We start from the raw sequence: 19,472 nt of genomic DNA on the forward strand, positions 1-19,472 counted from the left end.
CGGGGGTCGAATGTCGGCGCGGGGACTGCCATCATGATCATAAAGAAGCAAGCGGAACGGAAAGGCCGGGTGGCGCGAGCGGGTCATGCGCGGATGGCCGCCGGGTTGAGGTGGTCGGTAGTGTGTCCGCCAGGTGAGCTTCGGTCGCATGGTGATTAGGACAACGCTTGGGGGGAACCATGCCGACCGCTTCAAGGCAGTCACACCGGCAATCCGGCCCACCTCGCCACGTTCGGGGGTGGGCGTGACCGCGCTTTCGTCCGGCCGTCGTGGCTTGAGGTAATGACAGGAGAGGTACATGCGCGTTCTAGTCCTCGGCGGCGATGGATATCTCGGCTGGCCGACCGCCCTGCACCTGTCGCAGTGCGGTCACCAGGTCGCCGTCGCCGACAACTTCGCACGGCGGCAGTACGACTTCGAACTCGGCGTCGAGAGCCTCGTGCCGATCGAGACGCTGCAGACCCGCGTCGAGACGTGGCGCGACCTGACCGGTGAATCGATGGACGTGTACGTCGGCGACCTGACCGACGCGGACTTCACGTACCGGATGCTGCGCGAGTTCCGTCCGGAGGCCGTCGTGCACTTCGCGGAGCAGCGGGCGGCGCCGTACTCGATGATCGACCGCAAGCACGCCGTGTACACGCAGGTCAACAACGTCGTCGGCACCCTGAACCTGCTGTACGCGATCGGGGAGATCGACCCCGACATCCACCTCGTCAAGCTCGGCACGATGGGCGAGTACGGGACGCCGGAGATCGACATCGAAGAGGGCTGGCTGGAGGTGGAGCACAAGGGCCGCACGGACCGGGTGCTGTACCCGAAGCGGCCCGGGTCCTTCTACCACCTGTCGAAGGTCCACGACAGCCACAACATGGAGTTCACCTGCCGCATCTGGGGGCTGCGGGCCACCGACCTCAACCAGGGCGTGGTGTACGGCCAGGCGACCCCCGAGACCATGCTGGACGACCGGCTGGCGACCCGGTTCGACTACGACGCGGTCTTCGGCACCGTGCTGAACCGGTTCGTGATCCAGGCGGTGCTCGGGCACCCGCTGACGGTCTACGGCACCGGCGGCCAGCGCCGCGGGATCATCGACATCCGCGACACCGTCCGCTGCGTCCAGCTGGCCTGCGAGAACCCCGCCGACCGCGGCGAGTTCCGCGTGTTCAACCAGATGACCGAGGCGAAGTCCGTCCAGGAGATGGCCGAGACCGTCGAGCGGTGCTTCCCGGGCGACGTCCGGATCGACCACCTCGACAACCCCCGCGTCGAGCGCGAGGAGCACTACTACAACGTGGTGCACACCCGGCTGCTGGATCTGGGCCTGTCCCCCCACCTGCTCTCCGATACGCTCATCACGTCGCTGTTCGACGTCGCGAAGCGGTACGCGGGCCGGGTGAAGGACGAGGCCCTGCGCCCCAAGGTCAACTGGCGCGAGCAGTCCGGACCCGTGCAGGAAACGTGACGACCGGGAGCCCCATGAACGACGCACAGGGCGCGTTCACGCGCGCCACCGGCCGCGGGCTCGAAGGCCGGGAGGCCGAGTCCGCGGGCGCGGACAAGCCCCGCTACCGGCGCTACCAGTTCGACCTGATCGCCCCGCACTGCGGGGCCGGCGTGCTGGAGGTCGGCGCCGGGCTGGGCGAGTTCTCGTCCCAGTTCTCCGGGCTGGACCGCCTCGTCGTCACCGACGTCGACCCCGGCGCCGTGACGGTGATGAAGGAGCTGTTCTCCGACGCCGGGGAGATCGCCGGTGAGATCGAGGTCCGCCAGTTCGACCTCGACGCGCGCGACACCCTGGAGCGGCCGGTCGACTCGGTGGTCGCGATCAACGTGCTGGAGCACTTCGAGGACGACGCGGACGTGCTCGCCTCGCTGGCGCGTTCGGTCGTCCCCGGCGGCACGATCGTGCTGTGGGTGCCCGGGTACCAGAGCCTCTACAGCGACTTCGACCGCAAGGTCGGGCATTTCCGTCGCTACACGCCCAAGACCGCACGGGACGCGATCCAGCGTGCCGGGCTGACGTGCGAGCTGGCGCGGCCGGTGAACCTGCTCGGCGGGCTGGCCTGGTGGGCGGCCATGCGGCTCGGGCGGGCGGCGGCGCCCAACAGCGGAGCCGTCGGCGTGTACGACCGGGTGATCGTCCCGGTCACCCGGGTGCTGGACCGGTTCCTGCCGGTGCCCTTCGGCCAGTCGGTCCTGGCGGTCGCCCGGGTGCCCTCAGAGGCGGGGACATCGCGGGACTGATGCGCACCGATCCGACCCGGACCGGCTCCGAGGACCGGTCCGAGGCCACGTCCAGGTCGCGCGGTGGCCGCGCCTTCCGGATGATCTTCACGCGGTACACGGTCGGCTCGGTGCTGGCCGCGGTGGCCAGCGAGGTGACGCTGCTGGCGACGTACGGGAGCGGGCTGCTCACCCCGGGCACCGCCTCGGTAGCCGCCTGGGCGGCGGGCGCGGGCCTGAACTACGTGCTCAACCGGCGGTGGGCGTGGGGACGGCGGGGACGTGCGTCCCTGTGGCGCGAGCTCGTGCCCTACTGGGCGATCGCCGTGGCGACGATGGCCATCGCCGCGTGGTCGACGGGCGCGGCCCACCGGCTGGGCCCCCGGTGGTTCGAGTCCGGGGGCTGGCAGACGGTGTTCGTCGGCGCGGTCTTCCTCGCCGTCTACGGGGTGATGTTCCTGGTGAAGTTCGTCCTGTTCCACTACCTCGTCTTCGCCCCCGGCCCGGAGACCCGGGCCGGGGCGGACGAGGCGGACGAGGCGGACGAGGCGGACGAGGAGCGGCGCTCCCGCCACCAGGTCCCGACGACGACGCGTGAGTAGCGGTAGCCGTACACCAGGTTGCCGCCCTTCTTGGTGGTCCCGGCCGCGCGGAGGCGCATCGTGGCCGGGACCTCCCGCACCCGGTAGCCCCTGGAGATGACGCCGATGAGCAGCTCGGACGACTGGTACTGCGGCTGCTTGAGGGTGACGGCCCCGGTGACCTCGGCCCGCATCGCGCGCATGCCGAACGAGGTGTCGGTGATGCGCTGCCCGGTCAGCCTGCTCACCAGGAAGGCGAAGACGTGAACGCCGACGCGGCGGACGCGGTCGTAGGTCTCCTGCCGGCCCAGCAGGCGCGACCCGGTGACGAAGTCGGCGTCCCCGTCCAGCACGGGGCCCAGCACCCGCGGGATCTGGGACGAGTCGTACTGGCCGTCGGCGTCGGTGGTGACGATGAACTCGGCGCCGCCTTCGCGGGCGAGTCGGTAGCCCAGCCGCAGCGCCGCCCCCTGCCCGCGGTTGACCGGCACGTCGCAGACCATCGCGCCGTGCTCGCGGGCGACGGTGGCGGTCTTGTCGGTCGCGCCGTCCACCACCACGATCACGGCGGTGCGGTGGTCGGCGACCATCGCGGGGATCGAGCGCACGACGTCGCCGATGCCGCGCTCCTCGTCGTAGGCGGCGATGACGATCGCGATCGGCGGCAGCTCCGTGCCGTACTCCTCGGCGAAGGCCGCCGCCGCGGCGTCGTCGACCTCGCCTCCGGCGCGGTTCTCCTGTGTCATGGTCACGCGACCTCCACGGGTGCGAAATCGGGCCAGACCGTCGCCATCCCGGAGCGGAGGTCGTGATGCGGCTCGTAGCCGAGCGCGCGCGCTTCGGTGATGTCCAGGACGACCGCGGGCATCTCGCCCGCCTTGGCGGGCGTGTACTCGACGGGGATGGGGGCGCCGGTGACCGCCCGTGCCGTCTCGATCAGGTCGTTGACGCTCGTGGACGAGCCCGACCCGACGACGAGCGGGCCGGTGCGGCCGGTCCGCCAGGCCAGGAGGAGCGCCTGCACGATGTCGTCCACGTGGACGTAGTCGCGCATCTGGGTGCCGTCCCCGTAGACCTGGACGCCGCCGTCCGAGGCCGCCGCCCGCATCAGCCGCGGCACGAAGCTGTCCTTGTGCCGCATGCCCGGCCCGTACACGTTCGCGAACCGGACCGCGCAGGTCTGCATGCCGTACACGCCCGTGTAGGCGCTGAGCAGCATCTCCGCCGCCGCCTTCGTGGCGCCGTACGGGGTGAGCGGCCGCAGCGGCATCCGCTCGCTGATCGGGGTGCCGCCGACGTCGCCGGTCACGGCGTTCGTGGAGGCGAACAGGACGCGCGGAACCTCCCGCTCACGGCAGAGTTCGAGCAGGTCGGCGGTGGCCTCGACGTTCAGCCGGTAGACGCCGGCCGGGTCCTCGACCGACCGCAGGACCGAGGTCACCGCGGCCAGGTGGACCATCCCGTCCAGCCCGGCCGAGACCGCGGTGCGGCGCACCTCCGGGTCGCACAGGTCGCCGACGACCGACTTGACCGCGGGGTCGGGGTGGGGGTGGTGGTCGGTGACGACGACCTCCGCCCCGGCGTCCAGCAACGCGCTGACCAGGCGGCCGCCGATGAAGCCGGCTCCTCCGGTCACCAGCACCCGCATGCCCTCCAGGCCGGGGTCCCCCCGCTGGGCCGTCGTCCCTGCCATTTGCTCACCCACCGTGCGCTCGTGAAACGTATGATCGCCGACCCTAACGGAACCTCGGCCGCGGTACCGACTCGAACCGGCCAGGCGTACCGGGTCCGGCGAGACGATCAACGAATGAGAGGCGACCGGTGATCCACGTTCTGGTGATGGGCCTGCCGCTGGCGTGCGGGCTCGCCCTCGCCCTGCTGGCCGAGCGGAAGCGGTGGACGCCCCCGCTGGTGGTGGCCCTGGCGACCGGCGCGGTGCTGCGGCTGGTGGTGATGCTGATCGCCGCACAGGACTCCTGGCAGCCCTACGACCTGGCCATTGACTTCCGCGACACCGCCGACGCCGTCCGCGACGGCCAAGACCCCCTCTTCGAGTTGCGTGAGGGCGGCTGGCACTTCCTGCCGTTCCTGGCCTACCTCCTCGCCGGAGCACGGGAACTGGGAGAACTGCTGGGGCTGTCCTGGGAGGTCACCGGACGGATCCTGCCCGTCCTGGCCGACCTCGCCCTCATCCCGCTGGTGGCGAGACTGAGCACGGACCCGTCCCCTGAGGTCCGTGCCCGGAGAGGCTTCCAGTATGCGTGTGCACCGGTGGTGCTGGGGGTGAGCGCCCTGCACGGCCAGTTCGGGCCCATTACGCTGGCGCTCGGCGTCGCGGCGCTCCTGGCGGCCCGCAACGGCAGGGTCCACCTGGCGGGAGTGCTCATCGGGCTCTCGGTGACCTCGGCGAACTGGTCGGCGCTGCTCCTGCCGGGCATCGTGCTCGCCCTTCCCGCCCTGCGCCAGCGGATCACCGTCGTCGTGTGGACGGGGGTGGTCCCGGTCGTGTTCCTGCTGAGCAGCATCCCGGTCTTCGGCACCCCGCTCGACAAGATGCCCGCCGCCCTGTCGGCGGCGATGTCCGCGCGCCCCGTGGTGGGTGACTGGGGATGGACCGCGATCGCGACCGGCGGCAACCAGACGGTGGACCCCGCGTACGGAACCATCGGCACCCCGGTGCTCGCGCTCGCGCTGCTCGCCGCCCTCTGGTGGTGGCGCAAGGCCGACCCCGTGGCGCTGACCCTCGCGCTGCTGCTGGTCTTCCTCATCGTGACGTACCGGTTCGGCGCGCAGTACCTGGCGTGGCCGATGCCCTACCTCATCATGTTCTGGAAGCGGGGCACCTGGCCGGTGTACATCGCCGGCGGCGTCTGGGCCGCCTTCGGCTACGTGTTCATGACGCGCCTCGACGGGGCGGGCTGGGCGGACGCGCACGTCTGGTGGGCGCTGTCCTCGCTGCTGATCATCGCGTTCCTCGTCCGGGCGCTCCCGGCCCGGGAGCCGGAGCACCGGCCGGCGTCCGCCCGGCCGGAGCCGGGGAAGCCCGGACCCGCTCACGAAGGGACTCACTCCGGCGTGCCCTGATCGTGAGCAGGATGGACTCGCGGGCGGTTCACTGGAGAACGCGGAGGTGCCGATGGCTGACGTGCGTGTCGAGGTGGCAGGGACGACCACCACGATCTGGATGGACCGTCCCGACCGGCGCAACGCCGTGGACGGGCCGATGGCCGCCGAGCTGCGCGAGGCGTTCGAGGCGTTCGAGGCCGACCCCGGGCAGCGCGTGGCGGTGCTCGCCGGGGCCGGGGGGACGTTCTGCGCCGGAGCCGACCTGAGCGTGGTCGGGGACCCGGACCGCCGCAACGAACTCGACCCGGACGGCGGGGGAAGCGGCCCGATGGGGCCGTCCCGGATGCGGCTCGCCAAGCCGCTCATCGCGGCCGTCGGCGGGTACGCCGTGGCGGGCGGGCTGGAGCTGGCCCTGCTCGCCGACATGCGGATCGTGGAGCGCGACGCGGTGTTCGGCGTCTTCTGCCGCCGCTGGGGCGTGCCGCTCATCGACGGCGGCACCGTCCGGCTGCCGCGGGTCGTCGGCCTGGGCCGGGCGATGGATCTGATCCTCACGGGACGGCCGGTCGGAGCCGACGAGGCGCTCGCCATGGGCCTGGCCAACCGGGTCGTAGACCCCGGGCAGGCGGTCGACGCCGCCCGCGAGCTGGCGGAGCGGATCGCGGCGTTCCCGTTCGAGTGCGTGCTGACCGACCGCGCCTCGGCCTATGCCGGCCTGGACATGCCGATCGCCGAGGCGCTGCGCGCCGAGGGGGCGGCGGGCGCCCCCATCGTCGTGCGGGAGGGCGTGGACGGCGCAGCCCGCTTCGTCGCCGGCGAGGGCCGGCACGGACGCTGACCACGCTGCGGCCACCCGACGTTAACTTGAATGATTCAAGAAAAGTGGCTACAGTGCAGGTCAACGGACTCATAGGGGAGGGCGAGTTTTGCCTGAGAACAACCAGAAACCGCTGACCACGGTCGCCGGCGCGCCGGTTCCGGACAACCAGAACTCCGTGACCGCGGGGCCCCGCGGCCCGATGCTCCTGCAGGACGTGTGGTTCCTGGAAAAGCTCGCCCACTTCGACCGCGAGGTGATCCCGGAGCGCCGGATGCACGCGAAGGGGTCGGGCGCGTTCGGCACCTTCACGGTGACCAACGACATCACCCGGTACACCAACGCCAAGATCTTCTCCGAGGTCGGCAAGAAGACCGAGATGTTCGCCCGGTTCTCCACCGTGGCCGGTGAGCGCGGCGCGGCCGACGCCGAGCGCGACATCCGCGGCTTCGCGCTGAAGTTCTACACCGAGGAGGGCAACTGGGACCTCGTCGGCAACAACACCCCGGTGTTCTTCTTCCGCGACCCGCTGAAGTTCCCCGACCTCAACCACGCCGTGAAGCGCGACCCGCGCACCAACATGCGCGACCCCGAGAACAACTGGGACTTCTGGACGAACCTGCCCGAGGCGCTGCACCAGGTCACGATCGTGATGTCGGAGCGCGGGATCCCCGCCTCGTACCGGCACATGCACGGCTTCGGCTCGCACACCTACAGCTTCGTGAACGACCAGGGCGAGCGGTTCTGGGTGAAGTTCCACCACCGCACCCAGCAGGGCGTCAAGAACCTCACCGACGCCGAGGCCGAGGCGCTCGTCGGCAAGGACCGCGAGTCGCACCAGCGCGACCTCTTCAACGCGATCGAGAACGGCGACTTCCCCAAGTGGAAGCTGTGCGTGCAGATCATGCCGGAGGCCGACGCCGACGACTACCGGTTCCACCCCTTCGACCTCACCAAGGTCTGGTCGAAGAAGGACTACCCGCTGATCGAGGTCGGCGAGTGGGAGCTGAACCGCAACCCCGACAACTACTTCGCGGACGTGGAGCAGGCCGCCTTCACCCCCGCCAACGTGGTGCCGGGCATCGGCTACTCGCCCGACAGGATGCTGCAGGGCCGGCTGTTCTCCTACGGTGACGCCCAGCGGTACCGCCTGGGCGTGAACCACCACCAGATCCCGGTCAACCAGCCGAGGAACCCGGTGAACTCCTACCACCGCGACGGCGCCATGCGCGTCGACGGCAACCAGGGCGCCACCCCGGGCATCGAGCCGAACTCCTACGGCCGCTGGCAGGAGCAGCCCGCCTACCGCGAGCCGAGCCAGGCCGTGGGCGCCGTCGCCGACCGGTTCAACTTTCGCGAGGACGACGACAACTACTTCGAGCAGCCCGGCATCCTGTTCCGGAACATGAGCTCCGAGCAGCAGCAGGTGCTCTTCGAGAACACGGCCCGCGCGATCGACGGCGCCTCGCAGGCGACGATCGAGCGGCACATCGCCAACTGCACCAAGGCCGACCCCGCCTACGGCGAGGGCGTCCGCAAGGCGATCGAGGCGCTGGCGGCCGGCAGGCTCTGAGCCCCCGCGTCGACCCGGACCCCGGCGTGGTGCACGGTCACGTGCGCCACGCCGGGTTTTCCGTTCGGACACCGCAGACGTCGACCAGGAAGGCTCACTCATGAGCGACGCTGGACTGACTTCCGAGCAGACAGAGCGCGTCGTGGCGATCGCCATGGACCTCGCACGGGAAGGCGACACCGAGCAGCTGGCCGAGTTCGTCGACCACGGCCTCCCGGTCGACGTGGCCGACCGGAACGCGAACACGCTGCTCATGCTCGCGGCCTACCACGGGCACGCCGGGACGGTGCGCGCCCTGCTCGACCGCGGGGCGAACCCGGACCTGCGCAACGCGCGCGACCAGGCCCCCATCGCCGGTGCCCTGTTCAAGGGCGCGGACGAGGTCGTGGTCGTGCTCCGCGAGGCCGGCGCCGACCTCGACGCCGGGACTCCCAGCGCGCGGGACACCGCGGCCATGTTCGGCCGCGAGCACCTGCTGACCGGCTGACCGTCAGGGAGCGGCGGCCCCGGCTCCGGTCAGGCGCCAGCCGCGCGCTCGGTTGCGCTCCCGCCAGTAGTGGGCGTACCGGCCGCCGAGGGTGAGCAGCTCCTCGTGGCCGCCCTCCTCCACGGCGCGTCCCTCGTCGAGGACGACGATGTGGCCGGCCTCGCGCAGCGTGTGCAGCCGGTGCGCGATCACCAGGACGGTGCGCTCCCGCGACAGGGCCGCCATCGCCTCCTGCAGCGCGTGCTCGTTCTCGGCGTCCAGCGCGGCGGTCGCCTCGTCGAACAGCACGATCGGGGTGTCCTTCAGCAGGGCCCGCGCGATCGAGATGCGCTGCCGCTCCCCGCCGGACAGGCGGCTGCCGCCTTCCCCGACCGGCGCGTCCCAGCCGCCCGGCAGGCGTTCGGCGATGGCGTCGACCCGCGCCGTACGGGCCGCGGCGTGGACCTCCTCGTCGGTGGCGCCGGGCCGTCCGATGCGCACGTTGTCGAGAATCGACCCGTCGAACAGGTAGACGTCCTGGAAGACGACCGAGATGAGCGAGGTCAGGTCCTCGGTCCGCATCTCGCGGACGTCCACGCCGCCCACCCGGACGGCGCCGGCCTCGGGATCGGAGAACCGCGCGATCAGCTTGATCACGGTCGTCTTGCCCGCGCCGGACGGACCGACCAGCGCGGTCATCCGGCCGTGCGGCACCCGCATCGACAGGCCCGCCAGGACCGGGGTGCCGTCGTAGCCGAAGCGCACGCCGTCGAGTTCGACATCGGCGCCGCCGGCCCGCCGCGTCACCTCCGGCTCGGGCAGCGTCTCGGTGTCGAGCAGCGCGTTGATCTCGGTCAGCGCGTTCTCGGCGACCCGGATCGCGCCGCCGATCTCGGCGGTGAACATGACCGGCTCGACGAAACGGGCCGCCAGCACCAGCAGCGCGATCAGCTCGGCCGTCCCCAGCGAGCCGTCGAGCGCCAGGTAGGTGCCGAGGGCCAGCAGCGCGATGAAGGACGCCTGCGCGACGAACCCGAGCCCCACGATGCCGGGCATGCCGGCGCGCAGCATCCGGCGGCCTGCCCTGTGCTGGGCGGTGAGCGCTTCATCGAGCGCGGTGTGTCCCTGCGCCGTCCGGCCGAACGCGCGCAGGACCGGCTGCGCGCGGGCGAACTCCACGATCCGCCCGGCGGCGTCGGCGTGGACGGCGTCGGCGTGGCGGTCGGCGGCCTGCATGCCGCGGCTCGCCAGCCGGTACGCCACCGCCGCGGCCACGGCGGCGACGGCCATCGCGACGGCCAGCCGCCAGTCGAAGAAGACCATGGCCAGCACCACGACCAGCGGCGTGACACAGGTGTCGACCAGCGGCCGCAGCAGGTGCGCGGGCACCGACATGATGTCGACCACGCGATGCGCGGCCAGGTGCCCGAGCCCGCCGACGCGGTCGGCGGTGAACCAGGCGAGCGGCAGTTGCGCGACCTTGTCGCCGATCCGGTGGTGCAGGTCGCGGCTCATGTTCGTGCCGGTCTCATGTCCGGCCAGCGTCGCCGGGTAGTTGACGGCCGCGTACCCGGTCCACACCACGGCGAGCGCGACGACCCAGGGCCAGGCGCTTTCCGGTTCGCGGCCCAGCACCTCCCGCAGGGCCGGGACCAGGAGGACGAACGCGGCCCCTTGCAGGAGCGCGGCGGCGGTCAGCAGGACCAGCAGCCGGCGCAGCGCGCGGTCGTGCTCCGGACCGAGCGCGGTGAACAGTCGGCGGATCATCGTCATCCCTCCTTCGGGGCGCCGGCCATGACGCCCGCGTCCCCGGCCTGCTCCTGCAGCCGCCACATGCGCGCGTACCGGCCGTCGGCGGCGAGCAGTTCCTCGTGCGTGCCCTGCTCGGCCATCCGGCCCTGGTCGAGCACCACGATCCGGTCGGCCCCGGCGATCGTGGCCAGGCGGTGGGCGACGACGAGCACGGTCCGCCCGGCGGCGAGCTCCGACAGCGCGTCCTGGATCAGCGCCTCCGACTCCGGGTCGGCGTACGCGGTCGCCTCGTCGAGCACCACGACCGGGGTGTCGGCGAGGATCGCGCGGGCGATGGACAACCGCTGGGCCTCGCCCCCCGAGAAGCGGACGTCCGTGCCGACCATCGAGTCGTATCCGTCCGGCAGCGCGCGGATGCGCTCGTCGATGGCCGCGGCCCGCGCCGCGCGGCGCATGGTCTCCTCGTCGGCGTCGGGCCGGGCGAGGCGGATGTTGTCGCGCACGCTGGCGTCCAGCAGCTTCACGTCCTGGAGGACGAAAGACACCAGCCGGTACAACCGGTCCGGCGCGATCTCGCGCAGGTCCACGCCGCCGATCGCGACGGTGCCGGAGGTCGGGTCGAAGAACCGGGGCAGCAGCTTCGCCACGGTCGTCTTGCCCGAACCCGACGCACCGACCAGCGCCGTCACGGTGCCGGGCTCAAGCGCGAGGTCGATGCCGTTCAACACCGGGTGGTCGGCGTCGTAGGCGAACTCGACGCCGGTCAGCTCCACCCGGTGGCCCTCCGGTACGCGCGGCTCCGCCGGCACCGGCAGTTCCGGTACCGCGAGCAGCGCACCCACCCGCTTGGCCGCCGCGCTCGCCATCTCCATGTCCTCGCCGTGGAAGTCCATCGCGTGGAGGGGTGCGGCCAGCCCCAGCCCGAGGATCACGAACGGCAGGATGTCGAGCGCCTCCATATGCCCGGCGGAGACCAGCGCCGTGCCGCCCACCAGGACCGTGAGCAGGACGGTGACCGGGCTCAACGCCAGCGCGGAGGCCGCGGCCGACCGGTTGTTGCCCGAAAGCCACGCCATCAGGAACTCCGCGAAGTCGTCGGCGGCCTGCGCGTACCGCCGGTGCGCACGCTTGGCCTGCCCGAACATCTTCACCACGGAGATGCCCTCGACGAATTCGACGGCACTGCCGATGATGCGCTGCAACGCCTGCTCGTAGGCCGCCATCCCGGCGGTCATGCCCACGATCCGCCGGGCGAACAAGGCGATCCCGATGACGATCGGGACCAGCAGGATCAGCGCCATCCGCCAGTCCACCCAGAACAGGTAGACGAGCGACACCAGCGAAGTGACCGCGACGGAGGTGAAGCTCAGCAGCGAATGCGCCACGAGATGGTGCATCGCGTCCACGTCGTGCTGGACCGACTTCGCGATACCGGCGGCGCCCCGATCGGTGAACCACCCGAGCGGCACGCGCCCCAGCTTGCCGACAAGGCGGCGCCGGACCGACAGCTGGAAGTCCAGATCCGCATGATGCGCGAGCGCCCCCGCCGCCGAGGTGAGCAGCAGCCACACCACCAGCGCGCCCGCCGCGACCGCGGCCACCGTCCAGGCCCGTTCCCGGTCGACCGGGCCTGCCGCCGTCAGCGCCCTCGCCAGCTCGGCCACCGCGGCGAGCGGCACCACGGCCGCCGCCGCCGCGACGGCCTGCAACGCGATCGCCGTCCCCAGCCGCCCCCGGACGGGGCGCAGCAGTTCCCCGAGACCAATCGACTTTTCGAACATGTTCCGAAAGTAGCATCACGATCCGGCGGCTGTCGACCGTGACAGGGGCGGACCCGCGCCGACCGCACGGGCGGGCGACCGGGGGACGGCATGATGGAACGATGTCCCGACCGCCAGCGCCGCAAGGCCGTACCGGCCGCCCGCCCCGCACCTCACGTGCGCAGATCCTGGAGGCGGCCAGCCGGATCATCGACCGGGACGGCTGGGAGAAGTTGACCGTCCGCCGGCTCGCCGCCGAGCTCGGGATCGGGGCCACGACCCTGTACCACCACGTGCGGGACAAGGAGGACCTGCTGGTCCTCGTGCTCAACGACTACCTCGGGCGGCTCGAACGCCCCGAGCTGCCGAGCGACCCGCGCGACCGCATCATCGTGGGCGCCATCGCGATGCACGACGCCGCGGCCGACTGGCCATGGGCCGCGGAAGCCGTCACGACCGACGGGTTCCTCGGCCGCCTCGACGAATCGGCGCTCTGGATGGTCGAGGCCATCGTGGCCGGAGCCGTCGACTACGGATGCACGCCCGCCCAGTCCGTCTTCGTCTTCCGCAGTATCTGGTACTACACGGTCGGTGAGGTCCTCGTCCGCACCAACAGCGCTCGCAAGCGGGCGGGCGATCTGCGCCCCAGATCCTTGAGTGAGCTGGACGCGTCCCAGCTGCCTCACCTGGCCGCCGTCGGCGGCCTGTGGGCCGAGGTGTCAGGGCAGGACACCTACCCCAGGGGCCTCCGCGCGTTCGTGGACGGCCTCCTCGCACAAGCCACCTCGGCGACGCCGGAGTAGGCGGAGGAGGTCAGGCGGGAGCGCCGTTGGGCGGGGGACACCGAGGAGGACGAGGGCGGCACCGAATGGGCCCGGGACGTGATGCGCAGCCTGGTCGTCCGGCTCGGCCAGGCCGCGGGCCGTGGACTGGCCGATCCCCGCGACGCCCTCGCGCCCGCGGTGGAACCGCTGGTCCAGATGCGCGCTGAGCTGCGCGCCACCGGGCACTACCGGCTCGCGGACACCCTCCGGGACGCGCTCGCGGCGGCCGGGGTGGAGCTGCGCGACACCGCTGCCCGGCATCCTCGCCTCGTGGTCGCCGGTCCCGGCGGGTCAGCTGCCCGAGAGCGGGGGGACCGCACGGGTGGCGTTCGCGTCCCGCTGAGCCCGCCCGCCGGGGCGCGCCTCGGCTCTCCGGGCTTGATCACGATTCCGTTGCGGAGCGACAAGCCGTTCTTGTCGGCGCGGGGGCGGGTTTCGTAGATTCGCCTCAAACGGGGGCATAGTTCCTTGTCGTGCCGTCGTCCGTCACCCCGCTTGCGATCCGAGCGCGTCGGGCGCGGCTCCCTATCTCCATGAGGAGACGCCCATGTCCGAGGTCAAACGCCGTGACCTGCTGGCCGGAGTCGCGGCCTTCACCGGGTTCGCGACCGTCGGCCTGCTCCCCGGCACCGCCGCCGCCGCGACCCGGCAGCGTCCCGGAGCCGCCCTGCCGCCGTCCCTCGCCGCCGGCGACAAGGCCGTCGTCGCCCGCGTCGACGCCCGCCGCGCGCTGCGGCATCTGAGGGTGCTCAGCGACGACATCGGCTGGCGCATCGCCGGCACCCGGTCCGAGCACCGCGCCGCCCGCTACATCGCCGGATACCTGCGCGAACTCGGTTACAAGGTCGAACTGCAGCCGTTCCCGGTCGCCGACAAGTACCTCGCGGAGATCCGCGCCAAGGGCGAGCGGCTCTGGCAGTGCAGCGCCTCTCCGCAGGGCGCCGTCGGCTCCGTGCACGGCACGGTGGTGGACGTGGGACGCGTCACCGAGGTCACCGGCGACGTCCGCGGCAAGCTGGTGATGTTCGACCGCGTGACCGGCATGGAGACCGAGCAGGCCAAGGCCGCCGCGGACGCGGGCGCGAAGGCGGCGCTCATCATCGCCGCGCGCTCGGAGACCTACCCGGAGCGCAAGCCCGGTTCCTTCACCCCGAACCTGGACGAGCCGGTCGACATCCCGGTGCTGGGCCTGGCCGAGTACCACGGCGAGCGCGTCCGCGCCGGTGCCAGGCGGCTGTCCTTCGAGGTCACCCACTACTCCGGGCTGACCTCGTACAACGTCCTGGCCGAGCGGAAGGCGACGCTGCCCAACCCCTCGGGCAAGGCCGTCATCATCAGCGCGCACTACGACAGCGTCCCCGGCTCGCCCGGCGCCAACGACGACGGCAGCGGGACCGTGCTGTGCATGGAGCTGGCGCGCGTCCTGCGGCGGCTGCCCACCCAGCAGGCGATCCGCATCTGCCTGTGGGGTTCGGAGGAGTACGGCCTGATCGGCGCCCGGCACTACGTGCAGGGGCTCGACGAGGCGGGCGTCGCGCAGATCACCGGCTGCTTCCAGAGCGACATGGTCGCCACGAGCCACCCGCCCGCGGAGACGTACTGGCTGCTGTCCGTGGACGGCGCCGACAACACCACCACGGTCGCGGTGAACGCCGCCGCGCGCCGGCTCGGCTACGTCGACCAGGTCCAGGGCCCCACCGCGCGCGGCTCCAGCGACCACGAGGCCTTCTACGAGCGCGGCATCGCGGCGGCCAACTTCAGCTGGCGCGGCAACGAGGCGCCCAGCCAGCTGGAGCCGCTCTACCACACCCCCGAGGACACGATCGACCAGAACATCAGCCTGAAGCGGCTCCAGGTGTCCCTCGAACTGATCGGCTGCGCCGCGTACGAGACGGCCCGCCACAATTGACGCGCTCCCGGGCAGGAATGCCGGGATTCGGCCTGTGCCGCGGCGCTTGGGGCGGCACTTCCGTGGCTTCCTGCTTCACCGGGCTGTGCCCTCGACCGGGGTCGGGGGTCTTACCTGCCCTCGACAGGCGTTTAGGGTCTCCGCCTCCCCCGGATGCCCGGGGGTTTCCGTCCGGCGGCGACCAGGAGCATCACGTGGTGATGCGGCGTCCCTCGTGCAGGATGTTGCGTGCGGCGTTGATGTCGCGGTCGTGCTCGGCGCCGCACTGCTCGCACGTCCATTGGCGGACGTGCAGGGGTTTGGGGCCGTCGCGGTGCCCGCACCCCGAGCAGAGTTGCGAGGACGGGAACGTCCGGTCGACCCGCGCGAACGTCCGCCCGTACCTGGCGGTCTTGTACTCCAGCATCGCGGTGAACGCCGACCAGCCCGCGTCGTGCACCGATCTGGCCAGCCGGGTGCGCGCCAGTCCCTTCACACGCAGGTTCTCGACGTAGACCGCTTGGTTGTCGCGGGCCAGTTCGGTGGAGAGCCGGTGGTGGAACTCGCGGCGTGCGTCGGCGACCTTGGCGTGCGCGCGAGCGAGGTTCAGACGGGCCTTGTCGCGGTTGGCCGATCCCTTCTGCTTGCGCGACAGTGCCTGCTGCGCCTTGCGGAGCTTCTTCTCGGCGCGGCGCAGGAACCTCGGGGAGGTGATCTTGCGTCCGTCGGAGGTGACGGCGAAGTGCTCCAGCCCCAGGTCGATCCCCACCTCGGCCGTCGTGTCGGGCGGGTCGTGAACATCGCTGGTCTCCACGACGAACGAGCAGAAGAACCGGCCGGCGGCGTCCTTGATCACGGTCACGGTGGAGGGCGTGCGCGGCAGCCGCCGCGACCACCGCACCGCGACGTCACCGATCTTGGGCAGCGACAGTTTCCCGCCCGGCGTGATCGACCAGCGGGCGTTGGCGGTGAACCGGATCGCCTGCCGCCGGTTCTTGCGGGACTTGAACCGGGGCGCCCCCATGCGGGGGCGTTTGCCGGCCAGGCCGTCGAAGAAGTTGCGGTAGGCGGCCTCCAGGTCCCGCAGCGACTGCTGCAGCACCACGGCCGACACCTCACCCAGCCACGCACGCTCAGGCGTCCGCTTCGCCGCCGTCATCGCCGCCGACAGCTCGGCCGCCTTGACGAACGGCAACCCCGCCGCGCGGGAGTCCTCCCGCGCCCGCAACGCGTCGTTGTACACCACCCGGGCGCAGCCGAATGCCCGCGCCAAGTCCTGCTGCTGGCGGCGGGTCGGGTAGATGCGGAACGCATACCTCAACTGCATTCGGTGACCATATCATTACCGTGTGTTCGAGTGTGGGGATCGCGCAGACCGGCGGACACACAGCGCCTTCGTGGTCCACCACTCTCGGTTCTATGACCAAGCCCCGGCACCAGATCTTCACCGGACCGCACCTGGAACGCCCGGAAGAGGTCACGCGGGCGGTGCGCGGCGGCGACTTCGAGGTCGAACCGGCCGAGTTCACGGCGAGGACGACGACGTGCACCTGCCAGCCAAGCTCCGACCCAAGGTCACACTGTCGAACCTGGTCAACAGCCCCTCCGGCTACCGGTGTCCCGCTCCGCGGGAGGGCCGGCTTCACCCCCGCCCTGAAGGACGGAGCACTACCGACGAAACCGGTAGCGGCCGGGCGTGTGAGCGTTCGCGCGGGAAGCGGACGAGCGCCCGCCGTCCGCGGGTCTTCCCGCGGACGGCGGGCACTTTTCCGCGGCGCGGTCTTGTAAGCGAACCCTTATTGGCGGTTAGCTTACAAGGGAGGCGCTTCGTCAGGAGGGTGCGCGTATGACCGTGACCGATGGGACGCCCGCGAGCCGGACGGCCGAGCGGGAGTGCCGCGAGGAACCCGCCCCGTTCGGACCCGGATCGCTCATGTGGGAGCAGATGGGGCTCTACACGTCGGCGGTCGCGGGCAACGGCGTGTTCATCCTCCAGGTGATGCACCCGGCGATCGGTACCGTGGTCGACCGGCTGTCGAGCTTCCGCACCGACCCGCTCGGACGCGCGGCGCGCAGCTTCGCCTCGGTGCAGACCTGGGTCTACGGAGGGCGCACCGCCATCGAGGAGGGCAAGCGCCTGCGCGAGATGCACAAGCCGCTCAGCGCGGTGGACGAGGACGGGAACCGCCACCACGCGCTGTCCGCCGAACCCTGGGCCTGGGTGCATCTCACCGGCTTCTACGCCGCCGTGACCGCGTCGAAGTACTTCGCTCCCGCGCCGATGACCAAGGACGAGGAACAGCAGATCTTCGACGAGTTCCTCCAGCTCGGCAGGATCCTGCGGGTACCCGAGCGGATGCTGCCGGAGACCATCCCGGACTACTGGGATTACTTCGACGACATGGTGGTCAACACGCTCGTCCCCCACCCGGTGGCGCACGAGGTTCTCGGCCAGATGGACCAGGTCCCGCCCACGGTGCCGAGGCTGCTGCGGCCCGCGGTCGCCCCGCTGAGCGCGGCCGGCGGACGGCTCGGACGGCTGATCACGGTCGGCACCCTCCCGGAGGCGGCGCGCGAGAAGCTCGGGCTGTCGTGGAGCGCGGCCGACGAGCGGCTGCTGCGCCTGGCCGGGCAGGCCATCGGGCGGACCACGCCCCTGCTCCCCGAACGCGTCCGCTACATGCCGATCGCCTACCGCGCCCGGCAGGCGGCCCGCGCCCAGCAGCGGCTGGAGCGCGCCCTCGCAGAACGGCCCATCTGAAGCGCGGGCCGCCGCGACGGCGGCGGCCCGAACCCGGCGACCAGGAGGTCGAGGACGATGACCGAGCCCGTCGAGGACCCGCTGACGACGCAGGCGGCCGCCAATCCGGCGAAGACCGCGCTCATCGAGGACGAACGGCACCTGACCTACGCCGAGTTCAACGCGCTGGTGAACAGGTACGCCAACGTGCTCGTCGACCACGGCGTCACGGCGGGCACCAAGGTCGTGTGGTGCGGCCGCAACAGCACCGAGGTCGTCGCCCTGATCTCGGCCCTGCGCAAGTGCGGGGCCGTCGGGGTGCCGCTGAACTACCGCCTCAGCCCGGAGGAGGCGTCCTACGTCGTCGAGAACGCCGACGCCGCCGTGGTGGTGTTCGACGTCGAGCAGGCGCCCCAGCTCGAAGAGGCGTCGCGGCGGGCCGGGACCGTCCGCGCCTGGCTGGTCTGGGGCGCGGCCCAGGGCGCGCCGGACTGGGCCTCCTCGCTCGACGCCCTGGCCGCCGCGAGCCCGGAGTCCGAACCCGCCGCCCAGGGCACCGACCCGGCGGCCGGGACCTCGATGTTCTACACTTCGGGGACGACCGGCAAGCCGAAGGGCGTCGTGCGGGGCCCGACCGACCTGGAGCTGGTGCTCGGGCTGGTCGGCGAGATCGGCTACGCGCCCGACGACGTCTACCTCACGACGGGCCCGCTCTACCATTCCGGCCCGCAGGCGTTCATGATGATCGTCCAGCTCCTGGGCGGGACCGTGGTCGTCATGCGCGACTTCGACCCCGAGCGCTGGCTCGACCTCGTCGAACGGCACCGGGTGACGACCACGTTCTCCGCGCCGACGCCGATCCGCCGCGTGGTGGACCTGCCGGACGAGACGATCCGCGCCCGGGACCTCTCCTCGATGAAGCGGCTGATCGCCAACGCGGCGCCGTGGCCGTTCGAGCTCAAGCGCCGCTACATCGAGAAGATCGGCGAAGGGTCGCTGTTCGAGGTGTACGGCTCCACCGAGCTCGGCGTCGACACGATCCTGCGTCCCGAGGACCAGCTCCGCAAGCCCGGGAGCTGCGGCCGGGCCGCGCCCGGAGTCGAGATCGCGCTGTTCGACGAGGACGGGCGGCCCGTCGAGCAGCCGCACGTGCCCGGCGACCTGTACGTCCGCGGCAGCGCCACCTTCAGCGACTACTACAAGGACGAGGGCAAGTACCGGGACGCCAGCCACGGCGAATGGCTCACGGTCGGCGACATCGCCTACCGCGACGAGGAGGGCTTCTACTACATCTGCGACCGCCGCAGCGACATGATCATCTCGGGCGGCATGAACATCTACCCGGCCGAGATCGAGGCCGTCCTGACCGCGCACCCGTCCGTGGCCGACGCGGCCGTGTTCGGCATCCCGTCCGACGAATGGGGCGAATCCGTGCACGCCGCGATCGTCGCGTCGGACGACGTCACGGACCAGCAGCTCCGCGACTTCTGCCGCGAGCACCTGGCGTCCTACAAGACCCCCCGCGGCTTCGACCGCATCAAGGAGATCCCCCGCAACCCCTCGGGCAAGACCCTCAAACGTCAACTCCGCGACCCGTACTGGGAGTCCCGCGATTCCAAGATCGGCTGATCAGGACGACGCGGAGGCGTCCCGCGACCGGGCGAGTTCCGCGAAGGCGCGGCGTTCGGCGCCGGTCTCCTCGCAGTAGCCGACGTCGTCACCGGCGACCCGCCCTACGAAGACGTCGTTGGGCGTGGTCCCGGTGGTGCTGTGCTGGTC

The 19,472-nt window shown here is 71.6% G+C and carries 16 protein-coding genes and 1 pseudogene; 12 read left to right on the forward strand and 5 right to left on the reverse strand.

What is annotated here, in order from left to right; all coding sequences use genetic code 11:
* Nucleotides 1-298 precede the first annotated feature (298 nt).
* Genes E1281_RS07660 through E1281_RS41745 form a run of 3 tightly spaced genes read left to right on the forward strand, consistent with a single transcriptional unit; the run spans nucleotide 299 to nucleotide 2,828 of the window.
* Nucleotides 299-1,465, forward strand: a complete 1,167-nt coding sequence (locus tag E1281_RS07660) for an NAD-dependent epimerase/dehydratase family protein (RefSeq protein ID WP_131876448.1) — start codon at nucleotides 299-301, stop codon at nucleotides 1,463-1,465.
* A gap of 14 nt (nucleotides 1,466-1,479) precedes the next feature.
* The gene (locus tag E1281_RS07665; RefSeq protein WP_131876449.1) at nucleotides 1,480-2,247 is read left to right on the forward strand and encodes a class I SAM-dependent methyltransferase; all 768 of its coding nucleotides are present in this window, start codon (nucleotides 1,480-1,482) and stop codon (nucleotides 2,245-2,247) included.
* Nucleotides 2,247-2,828 carry a GtrA family protein gene (locus tag E1281_RS41745; protein WP_131876450.1) on the forward strand — a complete coding sequence of 194 codons (582 nt, stop codon included), beginning with the start codon at nucleotides 2,247-2,249 and terminating at the stop codon, nucleotides 2,826-2,828. The genes E1281_RS07665 and E1281_RS41745 overlap by 1 nt, the downstream gene beginning before the upstream one ends.
* A 167-nt stretch (nucleotides 2,829-2,995) precedes the next feature.
* Here E1281_RS41745 and E1281_RS41750 read toward each other — a convergent pair.
* Both E1281_RS41750 and E1281_RS07680 read right to left on the reverse strand, forming a co-directional pair.
* Nucleotides 2,996-3,553: pseudogene (locus E1281_RS41750) on the reverse strand (glycosyltransferase family 2 protein); the annotation flags it as partial.
* 2 nt (nucleotides 3,554-3,555) lie between these two features.
* On the reverse strand, nucleotides 3,556-4,500 hold the full coding sequence (locus E1281_RS07680; RefSeq protein ID WP_243716687.1) for an NAD-dependent epimerase/dehydratase family protein: 945 nt from the start codon (nucleotides 4,498-4,500) through the stop codon (nucleotides 3,556-3,558).
* 128 nt (nucleotides 4,501-4,628) lie between these two features.
* On the opposite strand from E1281_RS07680, the gene E1281_RS07685 reads away from it, so the two are divergent.
* The 4 genes from E1281_RS07685 to E1281_RS07700 all read left to right on the forward strand — a co-directional run bounded on the left by E1281_RS07685 (nucleotide 4,629) and on the right by E1281_RS07700 (nucleotide 8,750).
* Complete coding sequence (locus E1281_RS07685) at nucleotides 4,629-5,891, forward strand: hypothetical protein (protein ID WP_165958821.1); 1,263 nt, start codon at nucleotides 4,629-4,631, stop codon at nucleotides 5,889-5,891.
* A 52-nt stretch (nucleotides 5,892-5,943) separates the two neighbouring features.
* Entirely contained in the window at nucleotides 5,944-6,711 is a 768-nt protein-coding gene (locus E1281_RS07690) for a crotonase/enoyl-CoA hydratase family protein (RefSeq protein WP_131876452.1), read from the forward strand.
* A gap of 88 nt (nucleotides 6,712-6,799) precedes the next feature.
* Nucleotides 6,800-8,263 carry a catalase gene (locus E1281_RS07695; RefSeq protein ID WP_131876453.1) on the forward strand — a complete coding sequence of 488 codons (1,464 nt, stop codon included), beginning with the start codon at nucleotides 6,800-6,802 and terminating at the stop codon, nucleotides 8,261-8,263.
* 100 nt (nucleotides 8,264-8,363) lie between these two features.
* Entirely contained in the window at nucleotides 8,364-8,750 is a 387-nt protein-coding gene (locus E1281_RS07700; RefSeq protein WP_131876454.1) for an ankyrin repeat domain-containing protein, read from the forward strand.
* Between the two features lie 3 nt (nucleotides 8,751-8,753).
* Here the strand turns inward: E1281_RS07700 and E1281_RS07705 are convergent, their stop codons facing one another.
* Together E1281_RS07705 and E1281_RS07710 are read right to left on the reverse strand one after the other, a co-directional pair.
* Nucleotides 8,754-10,496 carry an ABC transporter ATP-binding protein gene (locus tag E1281_RS07705; RefSeq protein ID WP_131876455.1) on the reverse strand — a complete coding sequence of 581 codons (1,743 nt, stop codon included), beginning with the start codon at nucleotides 10,494-10,496 and terminating at the stop codon, nucleotides 8,754-8,756.
* Nucleotides 10,497-10,498: 2 nt separating this feature from the next.
* Complete coding sequence (locus E1281_RS07710) at nucleotides 10,499-12,262, reverse strand: ABC transporter ATP-binding protein (RefSeq protein WP_131876456.1); 1,764 nt, start codon at nucleotides 12,260-12,262, stop codon at nucleotides 10,499-10,501.
* A 101-nt stretch (nucleotides 12,263-12,363) separates the two neighbouring features.
* Here E1281_RS07710 and E1281_RS07715 point away from each other — a divergent pair, with 101 nt between their 5' ends.
* The 3 genes from E1281_RS07715 to E1281_RS07725 all read left to right on the forward strand — a co-directional run bounded on the left by E1281_RS07715 (nucleotide 12,364) and on the right by E1281_RS07725 (nucleotide 14,974).
* The gene (locus E1281_RS07715; RefSeq protein WP_131876457.1) at nucleotides 12,364-13,044 is read left to right on the forward strand and encodes a TetR/AcrR family transcriptional regulator; all 681 of its coding nucleotides are present in this window, start codon (nucleotides 12,364-12,366) and stop codon (nucleotides 13,042-13,044) included.
* Nucleotides 13,045-13,122: 78 nt separating this feature from the next.
* The gene (locus E1281_RS07720; protein ID WP_131876458.1) at nucleotides 13,123-13,506 is read left to right on the forward strand and encodes a hypothetical protein; all 384 of its coding nucleotides are present in this window, start codon (nucleotides 13,123-13,125) and stop codon (nucleotides 13,504-13,506) included.
* Between the two features lie 106 nt (nucleotides 13,507-13,612).
* Entirely contained in the window at nucleotides 13,613-14,974 is a 1,362-nt protein-coding gene (locus E1281_RS07725) for a M28 family peptidase (protein WP_131876459.1), read from the forward strand.
* A gap of 190 nt (nucleotides 14,975-15,164) precedes the next feature.
* On the opposite strand, the gene E1281_RS07730 is transcribed toward E1281_RS07725, so the two are convergent.
* Complete coding sequence (locus tag E1281_RS07730; protein ID WP_131876460.1) at nucleotides 15,165-16,280, reverse strand: RNA-guided endonuclease TnpB family protein; 1,116 nt, start codon at nucleotides 16,278-16,280, stop codon at nucleotides 15,165-15,167.
* Between the two features lie 519 nt (nucleotides 16,281-16,799).
* On the opposite strand from E1281_RS07730, the gene E1281_RS07735 reads away from it, so the two are divergent.
* Nucleotides 16,800-17,714: an oxygenase MpaB family protein gene (locus E1281_RS07735; RefSeq protein WP_131876461.1), complete on the forward strand. Its 915-nt coding sequence runs from the start codon at nucleotides 16,800-16,802 to the stop codon at nucleotides 17,712-17,714.
* 57 nt (nucleotides 17,715-17,771) lie between these two features.
* The gene (locus E1281_RS07740; RefSeq protein WP_131876462.1) at nucleotides 17,772-19,322 is read left to right on the forward strand and encodes an AMP-binding protein; all 1,551 of its coding nucleotides are present in this window, start codon (nucleotides 17,772-17,774) and stop codon (nucleotides 19,320-19,322) included.
* The last annotated feature ends 150 nt before the right edge of the window (nucleotides 19,323-19,472 follow it).

The sequence above is a fragment of the Actinomadura sp. KC345 genome, assembly GCF_004348515.1.
Classification (GTDB): domain Bacteria; phylum Actinomycetota; class Actinomycetes; order Streptosporangiales; family Streptosporangiaceae; genus Spirillospora.

Bases quoted from the DNA above. Each gene is read 5' to 3' on its own strand.
- E1281_RS07700 (WP_131876454.1), top strand. From the start codon at position 8,364: ATGAGCGACGCTGGACTGACTTCCGAGCAGACAGAGCGCGTCGTGGCG.
- E1281_RS07665 (WP_131876449.1), top strand. From the start codon at position 1,480: ATGAACGACGCACAGGGCGCGTTCACGCGCGCCACCGGCCGCGGGCTC.
- E1281_RS07690 (WP_131876452.1), top strand. From the start codon at position 5,944: ATGGCTGACGTGCGTGTCGAGGTGGCAGGGACGACCACCACGATCTGG.
- E1281_RS41745 (WP_131876450.1), top strand. From the start codon at position 2,247: ATGCGCACCGATCCGACCCGGACCGGCTCCGAGGACCGGTCCGAGGCC.
- E1281_RS07705 (WP_131876455.1), bottom strand. From the start codon at position 10,496: ATGATCCGCCGACTGTTCACCGCGCTCGGTCCGGAGCACGACCGCGCG.
- E1281_RS07735 (WP_131876461.1), top strand. From the start codon at position 16,800: ATGACCGTGACCGATGGGACGCCCGCGAGCCGGACGGCCGAGCGGGAG.
- E1281_RS07660 (WP_131876448.1), top strand. From the start codon at position 299: ATGCGCGTTCTAGTCCTCGGCGGCGATGGATATCTCGGCTGGCCGACC.
- E1281_RS07730 (WP_131876460.1), bottom strand. From the start codon at position 16,280: ATGCAGTTGAGGTATGCGTTCCGCATCTACCCGACCCGCCGCCAGCAG.
- E1281_RS07725 (WP_131876459.1), top strand. From the start codon at position 13,613: ATGTCCGAGGTCAAACGCCGTGACCTGCTGGCCGGAGTCGCGGCCTTC.
- E1281_RS07715 (WP_131876457.1), top strand. From the start codon at position 12,364: ATGTCCCGACCGCCAGCGCCGCAAGGCCGTACCGGCCGCCCGCCCCGC.
- E1281_RS07710 (WP_131876456.1), bottom strand. From the start codon at position 12,262: ATGTTCGAAAAGTCGATTGGTCTCGGGGAACTGCTGCGCCCCGTCCGG.
- E1281_RS07740 (WP_131876462.1), top strand. From the start codon at position 17,772: ATGACCGAGCCCGTCGAGGACCCGCTGACGACGCAGGCGGCCGCCAAT.
- E1281_RS07680 (WP_243716687.1), bottom strand. From the start codon at position 4,500: ATGGCAGGGACGACGGCCCAGCGGGGGGACCCCGGCCTGGAGGGCATG.